This is a genomic window from Aeromonas sp. 602200 (assembly GCF_049173895.1).
Lineage (GTDB): Bacteria > Pseudomonadota > Gammaproteobacteria > Enterobacterales > Aeromonadaceae > Aeromonas > Aeromonas veronii_A.
In genome coordinates this window covers 110,961-130,104 of record NZ_JAAKSL010000002.1, presented here as the reverse complement: position 1 = coordinate 130,104, position 19,144 = coordinate 110,961, and the positions used below count along the sequence as shown (strand labels likewise).

The following is a 19,144-nucleotide window of genomic DNA, read 5'->3' as shown; positions in this document are numbered from 1 at the left end:
TCGATTACCTTGTGGTTGTTCGGTCGGCTGACGGTGCATCTTCAGCGGCGGTCTCTGCGGCTCTGGCTGCCTCGGCCGCCAACTTCTTCGCCTTGGCGCGGGCCACGGCGGCTGCAATGGCCGCTTTTTTCGGATCAACCGGGGCATCAGCAGCAGGGGCTCTCGCTTCAGGAGCCTCTGCTACGGCAAGTGGTTGCTCACTGCTGGCAGCATCGCTTTGCATCGGCTCAGCCGGTGCGCGCTCACCCTCAGTTCCGGCACTCTCTACCTGAGTACCGGCACTTTCTACCCCAGCACCGGCATTTTCTACCTCAGCACTGGTACTTGCGCTCTGCTGGGCCAGCTTTTTGGCCTTGGCACGGGCGATGGCTGCGGCGATAGCGGCCTTCTTGGGATCGACCGCTTCACTTGCAGCCGTATCGCTTTGGCTGGTGGTTACTTCGCTCTTGGCTACCGTCATGTCGCGGGTCTGTGCGCTGGCAGCTGGCTCACTCTTCGCATCCTCAGCACCGGCACTTTCACCCTGCTGGGCCAGCTTTTTGGCCTTGGCGCGGGCAATGGCAGCGGCGATAGCGGCTTTCTTGGGATCAACCGCTTCGCTGGCCGCAGATGGCGCATCGCTTTGGGTTGCAGCGGATTCGCTGGTGCCTGTGTTTGCAGTCAGATCGCCCTCAGCGCTGTCACCCTGCTGGGCCGCCTTTTTGGCTTTGGCCCGGGCGATGGCAGCAGCAATAGCGGCTTTCTTGGGATCAACTGCTTCGCTGGCAGCAGATGGCGCATCGCCTTGCGAGCCTGCGTCGGCTACCGCGCTGTTGGCTGCGCTTACCGGTTCGCCACTGGCCTCGGCCTTTTTGGCTTTGGCACGGGCAGTGGCGGCGGCAATTGCTGCCTTTTTCGGATCAACTTCTGCCTTTTGCTGATCAGCATCTACCGCAGGCGCAGCAACGGCTTCGGCAGCCACAGGCTCGGCGCTATCGCCAGCCTGAGCGGCTTTCTTGGCCTTGGCGCGGGCCAGTGCGGCAGCGATGGCCGCTTTCTTGGGATCGCTGGCGGGGTCAACCGCCTCGGCGGATTGCGGCGCAGCGGCTGTTTCGCTGTTTGCGCTCTCGGCCAGCTTGGCGGCGCGGCGCGCTTCCGCTTCCCGTTTGCGGGCTTCGCGGGCGGCAATCACGGCGCTGTTGTCGGGCAAGCCCTCGGCGGTGGCGGCAATGGCTGTGATGGGGGTATCCTGCTTGGCCTTGATGCGGGCCAGTGCCGCTGCCACCGGATCTTCGCCGCCTGCGGCCGTCATGGTTTGACGGCGCTGGGCGGCGGCTTCGGCGTGGCGCGCTTCGCGGGCCGCTTTCTCCCGCTCGAAGCGGGCCTGCTTGGCCTCGAAACGCTGCTTGGCGCGCTCGGCTTTTTCGGCCTCGGCGCGGGCTTCGCGAATGTCGTCTTTGGCGATCTTGTAGTACTGCACCAGCGGGATCTCGCTGGGGCAGACCCAGGCGCAGGCGCCGCACTCGATGCAGTCCATCAGGTTGAGCTTCTCGGCCTTGTCATACTCCTTGGCGCGGCTGTACCAGTAGAGCTCTTGCGGCAGCAGGCTGGCCGGGCAGGCATCGGCACAGGCGCTGCAACGGATGCAGGCCTGTTCCGGGCCGGGTGCGGGCAGTTCTGCTTGCGTCGGCGCCAGCAGGCAGTTGGTCGCCTTGACCACCGGCACCATGGCGTGGGGCAGGGTAAAGCCCATCATGGGGCCCCCCATGATCACCCGCTGCTCCGCTTCCGGTTGCAGCTCGAAACGCTGCAACAGCCAGCGCACCGGCGTACCGAGGCGCACCCAGGCGTTGCCGGGCTTCTTGAAGCTGTCCCCAGTGAGGGTGACGATCCGCTCGATCAGCGGCTCGCCGTCGATAATGGCGCGCTTGATGGCAAACACGGTGGCGACGTTGAGCACCATGATGCCGATATCGACCGCGCGGCCCCCCTTGGGCACCTGACGTCCGGTGAGCAGCTCGATGGTCTGCTTGGCACCGCCCGAGGGGTACTTGGTCGGCACCGTCTTGACCAGCACATCCTCATCGGTGGCGTGACGGGTCAGTTGCTCGATTGCCTCGGGCTTGTTGTCTTCCACCCCGATCAGGGTCAGCTTGGGTTTGAGCAGGTGCTTGAGCACCCGGATGCCATCCATGATCTCGTCGGCGTACTGCTGCATCAACCGATCGTCGGTGGTGATATAGGGTTCGCACTCCAGCCCGTTGACGATCAGGATCTCGGTGAGCTGGCCGCGGCCATCGAGCTTGCTGTGAGTGGGGAACACGGCGCCGCCAAGGCCCGCTACCCCCGCCTGCTGGATGCGTTCGAGCAGCTCGCCCCGCTCCAGATTCCAGTAATCGGGTTTGCCGTTGCGCTCGCCCCAATCATCCTTCCCATCGGGGGTGAGAATGACGCAGAGATCGCCGAGTCCGGAGGGGTGGGCAACCGTGTGGTTGGCAATCTCGGTGATGGTGCCGGAGGTGGAGGCATGAACAGGGACGACCCGCCCCTTGGCATAACGGGTCAGCGGCTGCCCTTTTTTGACCTTGTCGCCCACCTGCACCAGCAGATCGCCGGCGGGGCCTGCGTGCTGGCGCAGCGGAATGATGAGGCGCGGCGGCAGACCGGCGTCTACCACCGGGCTCAGGCTTGATTGCAGCTTGTTGTCGGCGGGGTGAATGCCACCGTGAAAGTCCCAGAGCGTGCCGGCTTTGATACGTTCGAGTAAGGAATGCATGGTTGCTCCGCTGTTTATTCCACTATCTTGACCGGAATCTTGCCCGGAACATGCACGTTATTGAGATCCCACTTCCAGTTATCGACCGTGGTGGGCACCGGGATCATCTCGATGCAGTCGGTCGGGCAGGGATCGACACAGAGATCGCAACCGGTGCACTCGTTGGCAATCACGGTATGCATCGCCTTGGTGGCGCCGACGATGGCATCCACCGGGCAGGCCTGAATGCACTTGGTGCAGCCGATGCACTGATCTTCGTGGATAAAGGCGACCTTTTTGACTGGCACTGCAGCCTCGTCACTGCCCCCCAGCGGCTGGGGCTCTACCCCCATCAGATCGGCAATTTTGCGCATGGTGGCCTCGCCACCGGGTACGCACTTGTTGATCTGATCGCCGTTGGCGAGCGCCTCGGCGTAGGGTTTGCAGCCGGGATAGCCGCACTGGCCACACTGGGTCTGGGGCAGCAGGGCATCGAGCTGATCGACGATGGGGTCTGCTTCCACATGAAACTTGACGGCGGCAAAGCCCAGGATAATCCCGAACGCCAGCGCCAGCAGGGTGAGCACCAGAATGGCAAAGAGAATATGGATCATGGTTATATCTTGATAAGGCCGGTAAAGCCCATAAAGGCCAGCGACATCAGACCGGCGGTGATCATGGCAATCGACACCCCGCGAAACGGCGCGGGCACATCGGCGGCGACCAGACGCTCGCGCATGGCGGCAAACAGGATCAACACCAGCGAGAAGCCGGTGGCGGCGCCAAAGCCGTAGATCACGCTCTGGATAAAGTCGTGTCGCTCATTGATGCTGAGCAGCGCCACCCCGAGCACCGCACAGTTGGTGGTGATGAGGGGCAGGAAGATCCCCAGCAGGCGATAGAGGGTCGGGCTGCTCTTGCGCACCACCATCTCGGTAAACTGCACCACCACGGCGATCACCAGAATAAAGGCGAGGGTGCGCAGATAGGCGATATCCAGCGGCAGCAGGATATAGTGCTCCACCAGATAGGAGCTGGCACTGGCAAGGGTCATCACGAAGGTGGTCGCCAGCCCCATGCCGATGGCGGTTTCCAGCTTGCCGGAGACCCCCATAAAGGGGCAGAGGCCGAGGAATTTCACCAGCACGAAGTTGTTAACCAGCACGGTGCCGATCAATAAAAGCAGGTACTCAGTCATCAATTACCGTCACTGAAAGTCGGGTTATCGGGGTTTGAAGGCGGGCGGTATTATCTGACGTTAGGGCCAGTTAAACAACCGCAAGGCCGCATGGTTATTATGCAACTGGATAATTTAGCCGGGGTTTTGGGCAAGAATCCGGTGGGTTTTGCGTCAGTAAGCAACACTGCTTGAACAATCTACCTCTGAGTGGGTGATTATTCGCGAACGAGACGTTTAATCCGTTGATAAAGAGCCTCGACAATCTCCGTTTTATTACAGCCGTAGTGCATCTCTCGGTGGCAATTAGGGCAAAGGGCTACCGTGTTGCTAACCGTATCTGAGCCACCCTCTGCTAGCCCTTTCAGGTGATGTACTTCCAAGAAGGGTTCCCCTGCGACAGTTATAAAGGGAGCAGGTGCGTTACATGATTCACATTGTTGGGTTGCATTTTGCAGTACCCACTCCCTGACTTGCAGGTCTCGTTCATGACTGTTGGTGATGACATAACGTGACTGGGGTGTTTCGACCCCTTGTGGAAGCGGCTGCTCCAGCGCGTTTTTGTAAGAGCGAAGGTTAAGTTCCTGTTGGCGGATAAGGCGTTCGATATGTGTAAAAGCGGTTGAACCCACATTTTTGGCGGGTTTTAACCCGGGTAGCCACTCTCGTCCCATTTCGGCACAGACATATGAGATGTTCTGCATCCGATATTCGAAGGATTTCTCCGTACGCCCGAATTGGCTCGCCAATTCCCGGTAATAGTGTTTTTTCACGAAGGGTTCACCAAGAGATGCTTTGGTTTGCATATCCAAATATGCAATAACCGCAGCCCTTAGCTCTTCTTCTGTCCAGTTATCGCTCAAAACCAGATCCTAAGTAGAGGAGATAATGCTGTTGGGATTGGCCGGTATCACAGTGATAGACGGCGTCATCCGAGTGTGCTTTTATCGCCTGGCATATTAATCCAAACGACACCGCATTTCAGCTGTCATTTTGCGATAGCGTGCGCCCAGTCCATAAATTTATCTAAATAAATCAGTAGGCTAGTTTTCATTTTCATGTTTTAGGCACGCTATTGGATAGGCTACGCAACTATGTTGCGTTGCACGTAACACAACCACAGGGAGGTGGTGATGGATCCGGTTTCCTATCTTTTTTCGGCTTATCTCAATCTGGTACAGCAGCAGGTTGCGGATATCTATGGCACCGAGGCCAAGACGCTGGTGGTGCAGTATGAGGGGGAGTCGGTCCCGTTCTCTTTTCAGCTGTGGCAGATCCAGCAGCCGAGCGTTTGTCGTCCCTACCAGCAGGATGTACGGCGTTTTAGCCAGTGCACGGTCAAGGCGTCAGCACTGTTTCACAAGCTATGTGATGACTTGACCCGGCAGGATGACAGCAGCTGGCAACTGCCCAAATTTCGCACCATGTATTGCTCGGCAGCCGTCAGTTATCGGCCCCTTATCGCCGAAATAGGAGATGCCAAACAGAGTCCGGCCAAGCTGGCAGAGCGGGCTTGCAATCAGGCGATTCTGGCGGCGATGGATAGCGAAGATGAGACCCTGCAGGCCCAGCGGAATAAAGCGTGTGCAGCGGTGCAGTAACGCGAATTTATTTGACCAGATCATTTGCGTTCTCTTTGCGCGCCACGGCACACATGGGCTCTCTCTTGCCGGGTAAGATGGGGTTGCCCGCCGTGGCGGTAACAGTCGGATGCTTGCGGGCATATGTCGGTCACATCAGCCAGATCACCACCAGGAGGTAACCATGATCAGCCATATCGACCATCTGGTATTGACGGTCAGTGATATCGAACGGGCCGTGGCGTTTTACAGTTCGGTGCTCAATATGGAGGCCATCACCTTCGGTACGGGGCGCCGGGCGGTAGGGTTTGGCAACCAGAAGATCAATCTGCAGCTGCTTGGGCAGGAGCCGCGCAATCGGGCGCAGGTGGGGTCGGGGGATGTCTGCCTTATCACCCGCTGGCCGCTGGAGCAGGTGATGGCCCAGCTTGCCTGCCACGGGGTGGAGATTGTCGAGGGGCCGGTGACCAAAAGCGGTGCTTGTGGGCCGATAGAATCCATCTACTTCCTCGACCCGGATCAGAATCTGATAGAAGTGAGCATCTATCCCTGAGCCCACCAAGCCATCAGTCCCATCGTCATAATCAATAGAAAGGGGCCGTTAATTGACGGCCCCTTTCTTGTATCGCTATCACGCCAAGCACCGTCGGCCGCTTGGCCGATGTGGCAGAGTCGCCCTAGAAAGGCGCGCTGCTCTCGTCGCTCTCCTGTAAAAACTGCTCCAGCTCGGCCTGATAGGCCGCATCAGGTTGACCACTGCTGGCAGGGGGTACGGCGGCAGGCCGGACGACGGGAGGGGCGGTGAGGGTCTCCATCACCCGCTGCTGCAGATAGGGGTAGAAGGGGTTGGAGGAGGTGCGGGTGAGGGCGCCGGGGTTGACGATCAGCACTCCGCGCTCGCCACGCAGGGCCAGACCACCGAGGTTGATGCCGTATTGCTCCCGCTGCTGCGGGCGCGCCGCCATGCCATAGAGGGGGTCGTCCATCGGGAAGGGGAGCGCCACATGGGAGAGGGAGTAGATCTCCTTGGGATAATCGATACCCAGCGGGCGGAGCTGCTCAGGCTGATCTGCGCTGGCCAGCGTTCTGGCCTGCGTCGCGGGGGAGGCGGGGTCCACATTGCCCACCACGGTGAGGCGATAGTGCCCGGGGGCGTTTGGCAGCAAGCGGTGCAGCGCCAGCTCGGAGGCCGAGCTCATCAGCGGGCCAAACAGAGTACTGCGGTTGATATCAAACAGCACCAGTTCGCTGCCGTTGGCCGGCAGGTAGTGGTAGAGATCGGCAATGATGGAGCGAGTGCTGACGGTGTAGTCCATCACCGACTGGAAGGTGAGGGCGGGGGGAAACGCCGCCAGCTCGCCACTGGCGGCCAGCTGGCGCACCTGTTGCTGGATGGCGTGGGTCAGGCGATAGGACTGGCGCGCCCCGTTGACCGGAAACGAGTTGTACTTGAACGGGTTGAACTCCGGCATGGTGTCGAGCCAGGCGGCGTTGGCAAAGGCGGGCAGCAGAGCGGGCACGGCCTTGAGCCCGGCGAAGCGGGCAAAGCGGGTCACCCCGATCATCGGGGAGATCAGCACCAGCCGATCCGGTTTTGCCAGCGCACCGCTCGGGTCGGCCAGCGCATCGAGCGCATATTTCACCGCCAGCGCTCCGCCGTTGGAAAAGCCCACCAGATGCAGCGGCCGCTTGCCCGGTGCCAGCAATCTGGCCTCCCGCACCGCCAGTCGGGTGGCGGCCAGCCAGGTCTCCCAATCCACATCCACGAGGCCAGCGGGCACTGTGCCGTGGCCAGGGATCCTCAGCCCCAGCGCAAGAAAGCCCTGCTCCTGATAGCGTCTGGCCAGATGGCGCAGGCTGTAGGGGGAGTCGGTCAGGCCGTGCAGCAGCACCGCTACCCCTTTGGCTTCCCCCTCGGGGCGCAGCAGGTAGGAGCGGTTCCAGTTCTGCTGAAAGCGGGCGGGATTGATGGGGGCGTCCTGATAGTAGCGATTGCTGGCCAGTTGCTGCTCCGGCGGTGTTTTGGCGACTACCTCGGTGGCCATCAGCTCGAACAGCTCTGCTTCGCGGGCCAGATAGGCTTGCCAGTCGCTGCTGTCGAGCTCATCAGCGCTGAGTTCGGGGGGCACCACTGTGTGCCACAGTTGCAGCGGCGCTGCCTGCCAGGAGAAGTAGGCGATCACCGCCCATGCGGTCAGCAACAGCAGCAACAGGGTCAGCAGAGCACGGCGAACAAGGCGGCGAGTGTGAGCCAGCATGGTGCAATCCTTGGCGATAGAGATGGGGTCGCCTCTGGGCGGGCGAGTTCGGCGCAGCACATTGGGCGCTGCCAATCGGCTTAAAGCCTAATGGAAACAAGGTGATATGTATAGTTGATGGCGTTCGTCCGCGCTGGCTGTGGGCGCCTGATCACGACGTTGGCATCAGGCTGGCCGTTCAAAGGTTGCATCGCGGGCCGTCTGGCGGCGTGAACTTGTTCGCGAATGCCTGCTTGGGCGCTGCGACCTTGCAACTATCTGCCCCTGAAAGAGGGCAATTATGCTACTGTAGCGGCGTTTTTTGATGGATAAGCTGGCATTGGCCTTTTTTGAAGATGGAATGGTATGCAGAACTTTGACGTAGTGAATTGGCTGATGCAGCAGACAGCCTCCCCGGCGCAGCCGGAACAGGCGATGGCACAACCGGGCGCGGCCCAGAACCTGTGGCAGGTGATCCATGCTGGCTAACGAATCCATGCGCCTGAACAAATACATCAGCGAGAGCGGTATCTGCTCGCGCCGCGAGGCCGACCGCTTTATCGAGCAGGGCCACGTCTTTATCAACGGCAAGCGGGCCGGGATTGGCGATCAGGTGCAGGTTGGTGATCTGGTCAAGGTGAATGGTCAGGTGATCGAGCCCCGCGAGGCGGACAGTCTGGTGCTGATCGCCCTCAACAAGCCGGTGGGCATCGTCAGTACCACAGAGGCGGGCGAGAAGGACAACATCGTCGATTTCGTCAACCACAGCACCCGGGTCTTCCCCATCGGGCGGCTCGACAAGGATTCGCAGGGGCTGATTTTTCTCACCAACCACGGCGATCTGGTCAACAAGATCCTGCGGGCGGGCAACGATCACGAGAAAGAGTATCTGGTGACCGTCGACAAGCCGGTGACCGATGAGTTTGTGCGCGGCATGGCGGCCGGGGTGCCGATCCTCGGTACTGTGACCAAGAAGTGCAAGGTGAAGAAAGAGGCGCCGTTCGTCTTTCGCATCACCCTGGTGCAGGGGCTTAACCGCCAGATCCGCCGCATGTGCGAGCACTTCGGTTTTGAAGTGACCAAGCTGGAGCGCATCCGCATCATGAACGTCAGCCTCAAGGGGCTGCCGGTGGGCGAGTGGCGCGATCTCACCGACGACGAGCTGATCGATCTGTTCAAGCTGATTGAGGACTCCTCCTCCGAGGTGAAACCGGCCAAAGGCGACAAACCCAAGGCGGCCAAGGCTCCTGCGGCGCAAAGCGCCAAACCGGGGCAGGGCAAGAAGCCGCGCCGCGATGACGATCACGAGATTGGCGGGCGTCCCAATGTGCCGGGCCCGGAAGCTTTCGAGAAGAAGCTGCCGGTGGGCAAGGGTGGCGCGGGCAAAGGTGCTGCCAACAAGGGCGGCGCTAGCAAGGGCAGTGCAGGCAAAGGGGCACCCAAGGGTGGCAAACCGGCCGCAGGCAAGCCGCGCACCGCTAACACAGGACGGCAGAAGAAGGGGCGCTGAGTTGCCCCTCTGAGTGGCGTCAGCCTCGTCTTGTCACCCCAACACTGTTATCCCCAACACACCGGCCTCAGGCCGGTGTGTTGCTTTGGGTCGCAGCACTGGCCGGGAGGGCCGTCGAAAGGGTTGGCTCGCTGGCGGTCGTTAACCGCATAACGCGAGGGTAGTGGTGCGGGTCGAGGCGCAGCACCAGCAGGCTCATCAGCAGCAAGCCCCCCAGTTGCCACTGCCAGGCGGCCGCAAAGTCGCCCACATAGTGATAGAGCCGCGCCGCCACCCAGGGGCCGGTGGCCGCCAGCATAAAGCCGAACCCCTGCATCAGGGCGCTCAGGGTGCCGGCACGGCGCGGGTCGGGCAGGTGATCGAGCGCAATCACCATGATGAGGGAAAAGCTGCCGCCCAGACCGGTACCGCACAGCATACACCAGAGAATGGGGGCACTGGCTGGCGCCAGCCAGAGGCCGCCAAATCCCGCCAGCTGCATGGCGATGGCAAGCCCCATCCACGGCCGCCGATCCTGACTGCGGGCGGCCAGCAGCGGCAAGCCGAGGCCGCTGGCGGTCTGCGCCAGTGCCAGCCAGGCGACCAGCTCGCCCGCTTGCGCGGCGCTCCACCCTTGCGCCATATAGGCGGGGGCCAGCCAGGCCACGACTATGCCGTAGCCGCTGTTGATGATGCCAAAGCAGACGATCAGCAACCAGCTGCGTGGCAGGGTGATCAGCCGCTGTTCGCCGTGGGGAATCGCGACCTCCGCGGTGCTTGGCAGACGCACTTTCCACCCTAGCCAGATGAGGGCCAGCAGCACCGGTAGGCTCCAGAGCGCCAGTGCCCGCGACCAGTCGAGGCTGACTGCCAGCCGTGGGGTTAGGCTGGCCCCCAATGCCCCACCCCCCATCATGCAGGCGGAGAAGATCCCCATCACTTGCGGCACCTTGCGGGCAAAGTGCTGCTTGATAAGGGCGGGCAGCACCCCCTGCACCAGCGCCGAACCCAGGCCGCAGAGCGCAGCTGTGGTGATCAACAGGGCGCCGCTCTGGGCATCAAAACGCAGGGCACTGCCCGCCGTGAGCAGCAGCAGGGCCAGCCCCAGCAGGGTGGTGGCGCTGGCAAGGCTGCGCAGGCGCGGGGTGAGCAGCACGCCGACCCCGATGAGCCACAGCGGCAGCAGGGTAAGCCAGGCCAGGGTATCCATCCCCAGCGACAGGGCGCGGCCAATCTCGCCGCTCAGCGGGCCGATGGCGGTAAGAAAGGGGCGCAGATTCAGGCCAGTCAGGATCACCAGCACCAGCAGGGCAAACTGCTGGCGGCGCGCTTCTGCCGGGCGTTCGAAAGTCCCTTTACTCATGATCAGGCGCTGCTTGTGTGGCTTGTTGTAACTGGGAGCCGTAGAGATCCGCCGCCGTCATGGTGACGGCCAGTTTGACCAGCGGCAGAGGTGGCGGTGCCAGCGGCAGTCCCAGCGTTTGATAGGCGGCAGTGCTGTCAAAGCCGAACGGGGCCGCATCGGCGTTATCAAAGGCGTAATAGACGGCGGCTATACCGTTCATCACCAGCGCGCCGAGGCACATGGGGCAGGGGTGACCGCTGGCATAGACGATGCTGCCCGCGAGCGGCGCGCTCTGGCTTGCCTTGCGCAGCGCCTCCAGCTCGGCGTGACGGGTGGGATCGCCATCCAGATGAATGCCGTTGACCGCGCTCGCCACCAGCTGGTCATCGCGCACCAGCAGGGCGGCGAAGGGGCGACCGCCCTGCCGGTGATTTGCTCTGGCCAGTTGCACCGCCTGCTCCAGCCATTGTCGGTGAGTCTGGAGTGAGGTTGATGGGGTGAGCGAGCGAAGAGGGGTAGACGCTACAAGAGGCTGTGACATGATGAAAAACCCTGATTTGACAGAACAAATGCCAGCCTAGCGGCGAAAAAAGTCATTTGGAAATTAAATGATATAATGAGTTTCAGTGGTTTTGTAAATGGAGTGCCCCATGCTGGATCCCCTGTTGCTGCGCAGTTTTGTCGCCATTATCGACACCGGCAGTTTTACCCGCGCCGGTGAACGGGTTCATCTGACCCAATCCACCATCAGCCAGCAGATCCGCCGCCTTGAGCTGCAGCTCGGCTGCCCGCTGCTCGATCGCGCTGGCCGAAGGGTGGTGGCGACTGCGGAGGGGGAAAAATTGCTGGGGCTGGCCCGCCGCATTCTGGCGCTGCTGGCGCAGGCCGAAGAACAAGTGACGGAAGGGAGCGTGGCGCTCAGCCTCGGGGTGCCGGAGGATTTCGCCGCCGGTGCCATCACCCCGGTACTGGCCGCCTTTGCCCGCGATTACCCCGAGGTGCGGCTGGAGGTGGAGAGCGGCCTGAGCCACGAGATCTGGCAGCGCTTCGAGGCGGGAGAGCTGGATCTGGCGCTGGTCAAACAGACGCGGGGGCAGGGTTCGCCCCTTGCCAGCTGGCGCGAGCCGCTGGTGTGGGTCGACAGCCGCGACTGGCCCGCCCGGGAACGGGATCCGCTGCCGCTGGTGGTGTTCCCGAGCGAAGGGCTCTATCGGCGCCAGATGACCGAGGCGCTCGATGGTCTGGGGCGGCGTTGGCGTATCGCCTATGTCAGCGCCAGCCTCGCCAGTTTGCAGGGGGCGGTGAACGCGGGGATCGGGGTGAGCTTGCTGCCCAAACGGCTGATGCCCGCCGATCAGCTGGCCCTGACCCAGTGGCCCAAGGTGGCGCCGGTGGAGCTGGCGCTCCATGCCGGGGGAAGCGGGAGCGAGCCGCTCACCCGCTTGAGTGCGGCCCTAATCGCCCTCTGTGACGAGGTGATGGGGCCGCAGTGAGTGGCTATGTGGTGAAAAACTGAAGTCGGAAAGATAAAACGGGGGGATCAGTGATCCTTCCCCTCCGCCAGCTTGCGCTCGTAGTCATTTTTTACGATGGTCAGCGCCGCCAGCACCAGCTCGGGGGCCAGCTCATTGGTTTCCAGCAGTTCAATCAGATCCACCGCGAGTTTCACCTCGGGCGGGGCAGTTTCCAGTGACATGGGCAGGGTTCCGGTTGCGGGAAGAGGGGGGATTATACAGGGGCGCCGTCGTTGGCCGAAAGCGCCCGCTCTGTCGGGGTGTGAGGCACCAAGGTCAGAGGTGCTGGCGCATCTCCTTGTCGATCTCCTCGCGCAGGGCGATGAGCTTTTTGGCGTACTGCTGCAACTGCAGATCGCTCTCGCTCACCGGCTGCCACTGGGGCACCGGGGTCGGTTTGCCCTGCTCATCCATCGCCACAAAGATGATGATGCAGTGGGTGGTCTTGTGGCGCTCGGTGTCGGTGGGGTGGCGGCTGTAGACATCCACCGCCAGATGCATGCTGGTGGTGCCGGTGTGGATCACCTGAGCTTGCACCTCCACCAGCTGGCCAATCTGGATGGGGCGCAAAAAGCGGATCCCCCCTACATAGACGGTCACCGCATAGCCGCCACACCAGCCAGCGGCGCAGGCATAGCCCGCCTGATCGATCCACTTCATCACCATGCCGCCATGCACCTTGCCGCCGAAGTTGACGTCAGAGGGTTCGGCCAAAAATTGCAGGGTCAGTTCACGGGGGGGGATCATGCTCTCTCCTTGGTTCGGGGTCATTGACGGTAGCTCTTGCGGTAGGCGTCAGCCTGTTGGCAGGGGGGCAGGTTGTTGAGGTCGGGCCGCTTGTTGCCCTCGCGCTGGCCGAAGCTGGTGAACTCCTGCTGACACTTGTCGGCCTTGCCGCCCTCCTTGATGCAGGCGTCGATCCGCTGTTGCTTGCCCTGCTCGACCAGTTGCTGCTGAGCTTGCTGGCAGGCGGCATCCAGCTTGGCCTGCTGGGCTGAGCGATCCAGCTCGCTGGCGGCACTGGCCGTGCCGCACAACAGCAGAACCACGAAAGGGGTGATGATGCGCATCCTGATGCTCCTTGTTGACCTGTTTCAGGTATACCGCGAATGGCGGCAGGATGCACAGGGGACGGCGCAATAATGGGGCCCATTCACTCTTGGTTCATCAGTCTGGCGCCAGCATGGGCCGAACAATAGCGAGGTGCCACGATGAAACAGATGCTGGAACAGTTGTTGGGGGCTGGCAAAGGCTGGCTCAACGAAGGCGGCGACAAGCGCAAGGGGCAGATGCAGGGAGCGCTGGCCGGTGGCGCGCTCGGTCTGCTGCTGGGCAATAAAAAAGTGCGCAAATATGGCGGCAAGGCCGCTGCCGTGGGCGGCGCGGCGGCCCTTGGCGGGCTGGCCTACAAGCTCTATCAGGATTGGCAGGCCCAGCAGGCGGCACCCGCCCAGCCTACCCATCCCGTCAGTACCCTGGAAGGCAATGCGCTGGATGCCCGCGCGGCACTCTTGGTGCGTGCCATGGTGGCGGCAGCCCGGGCCGATGGCCATATCGACGGCGCCGAGCGCCAGAAAATTCAGGAGTACCTGACCGAACAGGGTCAGAGCGATGTGGCCCGCTGGATTGACGCCGAGCTGGCCCGTCCCCTCGATCCCCATGCGCTGGCGCGGGAAGTGACCGACATGGAGCTGGCCACCGAGGTCTATCTCGCCTCCCTGCTCGCCATCGAGGTGGATCACTTTATGGAGCGAGGCTATCTCGACGAACTGGCGCGCGCCCTCAAGCTCGATGACAACCTCAAGGGGAGCATCGAGCGGCAGGTGGCCCAGCTTAACGCCCCCGCTTGATATCCCTCATCGCCATGGATTGCCGATAACGCCCCGCTCAAGGGGCGTTGTTGTTTCTGCTGCCCGCCAAAAGATACGGATGAGCCTATTTGGATTGTGGGGCACAGCCCCTAAGATGGCGCAGGACCATCACCATTTTTGCAAGGAGCAACCGTTGGAGATACGCAAGGCAAGCGAACTGGATATCGACGCCATTGTCGAGCTGAACCGGCAGATTGGAGAGCTCCACCATCAGCACTATCCCGAGGTGTTCTGCCCGCCGTCACCAGAGGAGCGGGCATTTTTGCTCGATGCCATTGCCGCCGAAGGGCGTCTGTTCTGCGTTGCCGAGCAGGATGGCAGGGTGGTGGGCTTTTTGACGGCGCGGATAGACATCAATGAGAGCGTGCCTTTTCTCACCCGTGCGCCGATCTGCCGCATTGGCTCGGTTGTGGTGGATGAGCAGCACCGCTCCCGCGGGATTGGCAAGGCGCTGATCGCCCATTGCGATGAGTGGGCCAAGGCCCGTGATGCTCAGCAAATCCGGCTGGAGGTGATGGCCTTCAACGAGCGCGCCCAAGCCCTCTACGAGGCGCTGGGCTTCAAGGTGCAGTCGCAGATCATGGCCAGATGATCCGTTTTTGATGGCGAGCCAAGGCGCGTCACTCCCCAACTACACAGGCCCGTTACGGGCCTTTGTTCGTTTCGTCAGCGGCTCTTTGCCTCGTTACTTTTCATCGAGCTGCGCGGCAATCAGCGCAGCCAGCCGGGTGAGGGCCTGCTCCAGCTGCTCGTTCCAGGGATGGGAGCTGTTGAGGCGCAGGCAGTGGTTGTGTTGCCCCTGACTGGAGAAGAGGGCGCCGGGGGCGATGGAGAAGCCGCAGTCGAGCGCCATGGCGTGGAGGGCACGGCTGTCGAGGCGGGGCGCAAACTCCAGCCAGAGAAAGTAACCGCCATCGGGGGCGGAGATCCGCACCTCGCTTGGCAACAGTCGCTGCAGCGCGGCCCGCATCTGCTGCTGGCGCTGGGCCAGAGTGTGGCGCAGGCGGCGAAAGTGGGCATCCACCCCGCCCTGGCGCAGCATCTCGGCCAGCGCCAGCTGGCTCGGCACATTGGTGGAGAGGGTGGACATCAGTTGCAGCCGCTGGATCCGCTCGGCATGGGGCCCCGCCACCACCCAGCCGACCCGAAAGCCCGGCGCCAGACACTTGGAAAAGGAGCTGCAGAGCAGGCTGTCACCGTGCTGATCCCAGTGCTTGATGGGCTTGGGGCGCTCGCGGCCGAAGTAGACCTCCGCATAAACGTCATCCTCCACCAGCGGCACCTTGTGGGCGTTGAGCAGTGCCATCAGCCCCTCTTTGTGCGCATCCGGCATGGTGTGGCCCAGCGGGTGTTGCACATTGCCCATCAGCCAGCACGCCTTGACCGGAATGCGGGTGAGGGCGTCGGCCAGCAGGTCGAGATCGATGCCCACCCCCGGGATCACCGGGATCTCCACCGCCTTGAGCTTCAACCGCTCGATGGCCTGCAGGGCACCATAGAAGGTGGGGGACTCCACCACCACCCAGTCACCGGGCTCGGTCAGCACCTGCAGGCTGAGGGAGAGCGCCTCCATGGCGCCGGTGGTGATGATGATCTCCTGCGGATTGACCGCCACCCCGTCGCTGGCGTAGCGCTGGGCGATGGCGCGGCGCAGCGCCTCGTTGCCGGGGGGCAGGTCGGCCACCGTGCTGAAGGGATCGAGCTTGCGCATGCAGCTGGCCAGGGCACGCCCGAGCTGGGGATGGGGGAACAGAGTCGGGTCTGCTACCGACATGCCAAGGGGCACCAGATCCCGCGATTTGCTCGCCTGCAACACCTCGAACACCAGATCGTTGATATCCACCGAGCCGCTGTAGTGGGTCTGGCTCGGCGTGTGCTGCACGACCTGTGGTGAGGCGGCTTTGACGTAGTAACCAGACTGGGGGCGGGCGAGGATCCGCCCCTGACTTTCGAGCAGTTGATAGGCCTGCAACACCGTCATGGGGCTGAGCCCGTGGGTCTTGCAGCTCTGGCGAATGGAGGGGATGCGCTCCCCCGGTTGCCAGATACCATCGTCGATCTGGCTTTGCAGGCGGTCGGCCAACTGCTGGTAAAGGGACATGATCTGGATCAACTGTTATAGGTGTAATTCAATATAACTGCATCTGTTATAGGTGTCATGCTCCGTGATGTACTTGTCACGCACGAAACGTGCAAGGCAAATACAACAAAAGAGAGTGACGCATGATCAATCCGGATGACGTGGTCAGCCTGTCTCGCCTGCAATTTGGCGCCACGGCCCTGTTCCACTTCCTGTTTGTGCCCCTCACGCTGGGGCTGTCCTGGATCCTGGTGATCGCCGAGTCGGCTTATGTGATGACCGGCAAGGTGATCTATCAGGACATCACCCGCTTCTGGGGCAAACTGTTTGGCATCAACTTCGTCATGGGGGTCACCACGGGGATCACCATGGAGTTTCAGTTCGGCACCAACTGGGCTTACTACTCCCACTATGTGGGGGACATCTTCGGTACCCCGCTGGCCATCGAGGGGCTGATGGCCTTCTTCCTCGAATCGACCCTGGTGGGGCTCTTCTTCTTCGGTTGGGACAAGCTCTCCCGCGGCAAGCACCTGCTGGTGACCATGCTGGTGGCGCTCGGCTCCAACCTCTCGGCGCTCTGGATCCTGATCGGCAACGGCTGGATGCAAAACCCGGTGGGGGCCGAGTTCAACCTGCTGACCCAGCGCATGGAGCTGGTGGATATCGCCGCCGTGCTGTTCAACCCGGTGGCGCAGGTGAAGTTCGTTCACACCGTCGCGGCGGGCTATGTGGCGGCCTCCATGTGCGTGATGGGGGTGAGCAGCTGGTATCTGCTGCGCAAGACGGAAGTGCAGTTTGCCCTGCGCTCCTTCGCCATCGCCTCCGGTTTCGGGCTGGCGGCCATCCTCTCGGTCATTGTGCTCGGGGATGAGTCGGGCTATCGCACCGGCGAGGTGCAGAAGGTTAAGCTCGCCGCCATCGAGGCGGAGTGGGAGACCGAGCCAGCCCCTGCGTCATTCACCCTGTTCGGCTTCCCGGATCAGCAGGGTGAGACCACTCACGCCGCCATCAAGATCCCGTATCTGATGGGGATCATCGCTACCCGCTCCATCGACGAGGCGGTGACCGGCCTCAAGGATATCAAGGTGCAGAACGAGGCGCGCATTCGCAGCGGCATGGTGGCGGCCGAGGCCCTCGACCAGATCCGGCAGGGCGATGACAGCCCGGCCAACCGCGCCCGCTTCGAGCAGCACGGCAAGGATCTCGGCTACGGCATGCTGCTCACCCCCTATGCCAGCAATATCGCCAAGGCCGGTGAGGCGGAGATTGCCAAAGCGGTCGATGACTCCATCCCGCCTGTGGCACCGCTCTTCTGGGGCTTTCGGGTGATGGTGGGGCTTGGCGTCACCATGCTGGGGCTGATGGTGGTGAGCTTTGTCCAGCTCTGCCGCAACCGGCTGCAAGACTCGCCACGGCTGCTCAAGACCCTGCTCTGGAGCATTCCGCTGCCCTGGATTGCCATCGAGGCGGGCTGGCTGGTGGCCGAACTCGGCCGTCAACCCTGGACCATCAGTGACGTGCTGCCGGTCTCGGCCTCGGTCTCTTTGCTTCAGCCGGGCCAACTCTGGTTCAGCCTCATCGCCATCTGTTCCATCTACACCCTGTTGCTGGTGGTGGAGCTGTTCCTGTTGCGCCATGTGATCCGCAAGGGGCCCGCCATTCTCCATACCGGCCGCTACAGCGGTGAACAACCCGAACTTGCGAGGATCGCCTGATGGATTACGCAACCCTGAAACTCATCTGGTGGGCGCTGGTGCTCTTCATGATGGTCGGTTTTATCGTGATGGATGGCTTCGATCTCGGCATCGCCATGCTGCTGCCGGTGGTGTCGAAAGATGACGACGACCGCCGTCTGGTGATCAACAGCGTGGGACCGGTGTGGGAGGGCAATCAGGTGTGGCTGATTGCCGGTGCCGGCGCCCTGTTCGCCGCCTGGCCGCTGGTTTATGCCGCCGCTTTCTCGGGGCTCTACATCCCCATGGTGGTGCTGCTGCTCGGGCTCTTTCTGCGTCCGGTCGGTTTTGACTATCGCAGCAAGCTGGCCGATCCGGTGTGGCGCCGCTGGTGGGATCGGGCACTGGTGGCGGGTGGCCTGATACCGGCGCTCATCCTCGGTGCGGCTATCGGTCTGGTGATGGAGGGGCTGCCGTTTCGCTTCGACACGGCGCTGCGTCTGCACTATGGCGCCTTCGACTTCCACTGGGGCTGGTTGCTCTCGGTGCTGGCCACTGCCATCAGCCTGTTGCTGCTGCACGGCGCCGGTTTTCTGCAAGCCAAGGTGACTGGCACCCCTGCGCTGCGCGCACGGGGGATCGCCATCCTGCTGGCCCCGCTGGTGAGCCTCTGCTACCTGCTGGCCGGCTGGCATCTGGTGGACCTGCAAGGGTTTCAGCTGACCGGTGTGGGCACACAACCCTTTGACCCGAATGCTGCCATCAGCCCGCTGATGAAGGGGGTGATCCCCCACGCCGGAGGCTGGCTGCGCAACTACTTTGACTATCCGCTGCTGTGGCTGGTGCCGATCATCGGGACGCTGGCGCCGCTGGTGAGCGGGATTGCCTCCTGGCTGGAGCGGGGCCGAATTGCGCTGCTGGCCAGCGCCATCGCCTGCGCCGCCATGCTCTGCTCGGTGGCCATCGCCCTGTTCCCCTTCGTGCTGCCCTCATCCCTCGATGCGGTCAGCAGCCTGACCCTGTGGGACAGCACCTCCAGCTACAAGACCCTGGCCATCATGTTCGGCCTCGTGCTGGTGCTGATGCCGGTCAACCTGGGCTACACCGGCTGGGTCTATCGGGTGGTACGCGGCAAGCTCGACCGAGCCCGCATCAAGCGCGATAGCCATCAACTCTACTGACCTCAAGGGATCTGCTATGTGGTACTTCACCTGGATTTTGGGCCTCGGATTCGCCCTGCTGCTGGGCCTGTGCAACCTGCTCTGGCTGGAAGCGCGCTGGCAGGCGGACGAACGGGACGGTAACTGACGGCGGGGGGCTCGCGCCCCGCCATGGCCGGTGGCTGGCGTTCACTCGTCGCCATCGGCCCCTCTATCCCCCCTCTTTAAACGACACAAACGACACAAACGACACAAACGACACACTTTCAACCGACAACCAACCG

21 protein-coding genes are annotated in these 19,144 nt (G+C 62.3%); 10 read left to right on the top strand and 11 right to left on the bottom strand.

What is annotated here, in order from left to right; all coding sequences use genetic code 11:
- Positions 1-4 precede the first annotated feature (4 nt).
- The 4 genes from rsxC to G5221_RS03690 form a co-directional block, all read right to left on the bottom strand.
- On the bottom strand, positions 5-2,755 hold the full coding sequence (gene rsxC / locus G5221_RS03705; protein ID WP_421262851.1) for an electron transport complex subunit RsxC: 2,751 nt from the start codon (positions 2,753-2,755) through the stop codon (positions 5-7).
- Positions 2,756-2,769: 14 nt separating this feature from the next.
- Positions 2,770-3,348: an electron transport complex subunit RsxB gene (gene rsxB / locus G5221_RS03700; protein WP_005350799.1), complete on the bottom strand. Its 579-nt coding sequence runs from the start codon at positions 3,346-3,348 to the stop codon at positions 2,770-2,772.
- Positions 3,349-3,350: 2 nt separating this feature from the next.
- Entirely contained in the window at positions 3,351-3,932 is a 582-nt protein-coding gene (gene rsxA, locus G5221_RS03695; protein WP_005337600.1) for an electron transport complex subunit RsxA, read from the bottom strand.
- A gap of 197 nt (positions 3,933-4,129) precedes the next feature.
- Positions 4,130-4,774, bottom strand: a complete 645-nt coding sequence (locus G5221_RS03690; RefSeq protein ID WP_421262850.1) for an HNH endonuclease — start codon at positions 4,772-4,774, stop codon at positions 4,130-4,132.
- Positions 4,775-5,044: 270 nt separating this feature from the next.
- Between G5221_RS03690 and G5221_RS03685 the strand changes: the two genes are divergently transcribed.
- Positions 5,045-5,512 (top strand): hypothetical protein, encoded by a 468-nt coding sequence (locus tag G5221_RS03685; RefSeq protein ID WP_216953278.1) that lies wholly within the window; start codon positions 5,045-5,047, stop codon positions 5,510-5,512.
- Between the two features lie 163 nt (positions 5,513-5,675).
- Positions 5,676-6,044 carry a VOC family protein gene (locus G5221_RS03680; protein ID WP_216953279.1) on the top strand — a complete coding sequence of 123 codons (369 nt, stop codon included), beginning with the start codon at positions 5,676-5,678 and terminating at the stop codon, positions 6,042-6,044.
- A gap of 124 nt (positions 6,045-6,168) precedes the next feature.
- Here G5221_RS03680 and G5221_RS03675 read toward each other — a convergent pair whose 3' ends face one another.
- On the bottom strand, positions 6,169-7,749 hold the full coding sequence (locus tag G5221_RS03675; protein WP_421262849.1) for an alpha/beta hydrolase: 1,581 nt from the start codon (positions 7,747-7,749) through the stop codon (positions 6,169-6,171).
- Between the two features lie 345 nt (positions 7,750-8,094).
- Here G5221_RS03675 and G5221_RS03670 point away from each other — a divergent pair, with 345 nt between their 5' ends.
- A complete protein-coding gene (locus G5221_RS03670; protein ID WP_005359634.1) occupies positions 8,095-8,217 on the top strand; it encodes a hypothetical protein in 123 nt (40 codons plus the stop codon).
- Positions 8,207-9,238 carry a 23S rRNA pseudouridine(2604) synthase RluF gene (gene rluF, locus G5221_RS03665; RefSeq protein WP_421262848.1) on the top strand — a complete coding sequence of 344 codons (1,032 nt, stop codon included), beginning with the start codon at positions 8,207-8,209 and terminating at the stop codon, positions 9,236-9,238. Before G5221_RS03670 ends, rluF begins: the two co-directional genes overlap by 11 nt.
- A gap of 67 nt (positions 9,239-9,305) precedes the next feature.
- On the opposite strand, the gene G5221_RS03660 is transcribed toward rluF, so the two are convergent.
- Entirely contained in the window at positions 9,306-10,580 is a 1,275-nt protein-coding gene (locus G5221_RS03660; RefSeq protein WP_421262847.1) for a cyanate transporter, read from the bottom strand.
- Positions 10,573-11,103 (bottom strand): nucleoside deaminase, encoded by a 531-nt coding sequence (locus G5221_RS03655; protein ID WP_042056572.1) that lies wholly within the window; start codon positions 11,101-11,103, stop codon positions 10,573-10,575. Before G5221_RS03655 ends, G5221_RS03660 begins: the two co-directional genes overlap by 8 nt.
- 109 nt (positions 11,104-11,212) lie before the next feature.
- On the opposite strand from G5221_RS03655, the gene G5221_RS03650 reads away from it, so the two are divergent.
- On the top strand, positions 11,213-12,055 hold the full coding sequence (locus tag G5221_RS03650; protein WP_421262846.1) for a LysR family transcriptional regulator: 843 nt from the start codon (positions 11,213-11,215) through the stop codon (positions 12,053-12,055).
- A 47-nt stretch (positions 12,056-12,102) separates the two neighbouring features.
- On the opposite strand, the gene rsmS is transcribed toward G5221_RS03650, so the two are convergent.
- The 3 genes from rsmS to G5221_RS03635 form a co-directional block, all read right to left on the bottom strand.
- Positions 12,103-12,258 carry a pleiotropic regulatory protein RsmS gene (rsmS, locus tag G5221_RS03645; RefSeq protein WP_076493688.1) on the bottom strand — a complete coding sequence of 52 codons (156 nt, stop codon included), beginning with the start codon at positions 12,256-12,258 and terminating at the stop codon, positions 12,103-12,105.
- Positions 12,259-12,352: 94 nt separating this feature from the next.
- The gene (locus tag G5221_RS03640) at positions 12,353-12,823 is read right to left on the bottom strand and encodes an acyl-CoA thioesterase (protein WP_227342392.1); all 471 of its coding nucleotides are present in this window, start codon (positions 12,821-12,823) and stop codon (positions 12,353-12,355) included.
- Between the two features lie 20 nt (positions 12,824-12,843).
- Positions 12,844-13,146, bottom strand: coding sequence for a hypothetical protein (locus G5221_RS03635; RefSeq protein ID WP_227342393.1), 303 nt, complete (start codon positions 13,144-13,146; stop codon positions 12,844-12,846).
- Positions 13,147-13,287: 141 nt separating this feature from the next.
- On the opposite strand from G5221_RS03635, the gene G5221_RS03630 reads away from it, so the two are divergent.
- The gene (locus tag G5221_RS03630) at positions 13,288-13,926 is read left to right on the top strand and encodes a tellurite resistance TerB family protein (protein WP_139690650.1); all 639 of its coding nucleotides are present in this window, start codon (positions 13,288-13,290) and stop codon (positions 13,924-13,926) included.
- A 154-nt stretch (positions 13,927-14,080) separates the two neighbouring features.
- Complete coding sequence (locus G5221_RS03625) at positions 14,081-14,539, top strand: GNAT family N-acetyltransferase (RefSeq protein WP_421262845.1); 459 nt, start codon at positions 14,081-14,083, stop codon at positions 14,537-14,539.
- A gap of 93 nt (positions 14,540-14,632) precedes the next feature.
- Here G5221_RS03625 and G5221_RS03620 read toward each other — a convergent pair whose 3' ends face one another.
- Positions 14,633-16,048, bottom strand: coding sequence for a PLP-dependent aminotransferase family protein (locus tag G5221_RS03620; protein ID WP_266135077.1), 1,416 nt, complete (start codon positions 16,046-16,048; stop codon positions 14,633-14,635).
- A gap of 122 nt (positions 16,049-16,170) precedes the next feature.
- Here G5221_RS03620 and G5221_RS03615 point away from each other — a divergent pair, with 122 nt between their 5' ends.
- The 3 genes from G5221_RS03615 to cydX are packed head-to-tail and all read left to right on the top strand — an operon-like array spanning position 16,171 to position 19,008.
- Positions 16,171-17,742, top strand: a complete 1,572-nt coding sequence (locus tag G5221_RS03615) for a cytochrome ubiquinol oxidase subunit I (RefSeq protein ID WP_421262844.1) — start codon at positions 16,171-16,173, stop codon at positions 17,740-17,742.
- Positions 17,742-18,881, top strand: coding sequence for a cytochrome d ubiquinol oxidase subunit II (gene cydB, locus G5221_RS03610; protein WP_106843987.1), 1,140 nt, complete (start codon positions 17,742-17,744; stop codon positions 18,879-18,881). The genes G5221_RS03615 and cydB overlap by 1 nt, the downstream gene beginning before the upstream one ends.
- A 16-nt stretch (positions 18,882-18,897) precedes the next feature.
- Complete coding sequence (gene cydX / locus G5221_RS03605; protein ID WP_005337572.1) at positions 18,898-19,008, top strand: cytochrome bd-I oxidase subunit CydX; 111 nt, start codon at positions 18,898-18,900, stop codon at positions 19,006-19,008.
- Positions 19,009-19,144: the final 136 nt, after the last annotated feature.

Bases quoted from the DNA above. Each gene is read 5' to 3' on its own strand.
- rsxC (WP_421262851.1), bottom strand. From the start codon at position 2,755: ATGCATTCCTTACTCGAACGTATCAAAGCCGGCACGCTCTGGGACTTT.
- rsxB (WP_005350799.1), bottom strand. From the start codon at position 3,348: ATGATCCATATTCTCTTTGCCATTCTGGTGCTCACCCTGCTGGCGCTG.
- rsxA (WP_005337600.1), bottom strand. From the start codon at position 3,932: ATGACTGAGTACCTGCTTTTATTGATCGGCACCGTGCTGGTTAACAAC.
- G5221_RS03685 (WP_216953278.1), top strand. From the start codon at position 5,045: ATGGATCCGGTTTCCTATCTTTTTTCGGCTTATCTCAATCTGGTACAG.
- G5221_RS03680 (WP_216953279.1), top strand. From the start codon at position 5,676: ATGATCAGCCATATCGACCATCTGGTATTGACGGTCAGTGATATCGAA.
- G5221_RS03675 (WP_421262849.1), bottom strand. From the start codon at position 7,749: ATGCTGGCTCACACTCGCCGCCTTGTTCGCCGTGCTCTGCTGACCCTG.
- G5221_RS03670 (WP_005359634.1), top strand. From the start codon at position 8,095: ATGCAGAACTTTGACGTAGTGAATTGGCTGATGCAGCAGACAGCCTCC.
- rluF (WP_421262848.1), top strand. From the start codon at position 8,207: ATGCTGGCTAACGAATCCATGCGCCTGAACAAATACATCAGCGAGAGC.
- G5221_RS03660 (WP_421262847.1), bottom strand. From the start codon at position 10,580: ATGAGTAAAGGGACTTTCGAACGCCCGGCAGAAGCGCGCCGCCAGCAG.
- G5221_RS03655 (WP_042056572.1), bottom strand. From the start codon at position 11,103: ATGTCACAGCCTCTTGTAGCGTCTACCCCTCTTCGCTCGCTCACCCCA.
- G5221_RS03650 (WP_421262846.1), top strand. From the start codon at position 11,213: ATGCTGGATCCCCTGTTGCTGCGCAGTTTTGTCGCCATTATCGACACC.
- rsmS (WP_076493688.1), bottom strand. From the start codon at position 12,258: ATGTCACTGGAAACTGCCCCGCCCGAGGTGAAACTCGCGGTGGATCTG.
- G5221_RS03640 (WP_227342392.1), bottom strand. From the start codon at position 12,823: ATGATCCCCCCCCGTGAACTGACCCTGCAATTTTTGGCCGAACCCTCT.
- G5221_RS03635 (WP_227342393.1), bottom strand. From the start codon at position 13,146: ATGCGCATCATCACCCCTTTCGTGGTTCTGCTGTTGTGCGGCACGGCC.
- G5221_RS03630 (WP_139690650.1), top strand. From the start codon at position 13,288: ATGAAACAGATGCTGGAACAGTTGTTGGGGGCTGGCAAAGGCTGGCTC.
- G5221_RS03620 (WP_266135077.1), bottom strand. From the start codon at position 16,048: ATGTCCCTTTACCAGCAGTTGGCCGACCGCCTGCAAAGCCAGATCGAC.
- G5221_RS03615 (WP_421262844.1), top strand. From the start codon at position 16,171: ATGATCAATCCGGATGACGTGGTCAGCCTGTCTCGCCTGCAATTTGGC.
- cydB (WP_106843987.1), top strand. From the start codon at position 17,742: ATGGATTACGCAACCCTGAAACTCATCTGGTGGGCGCTGGTGCTCTTC.
- cydX (WP_005337572.1), top strand. From the start codon at position 18,898: ATGTGGTACTTCACCTGGATTTTGGGCCTCGGATTCGCCCTGCTGCTG.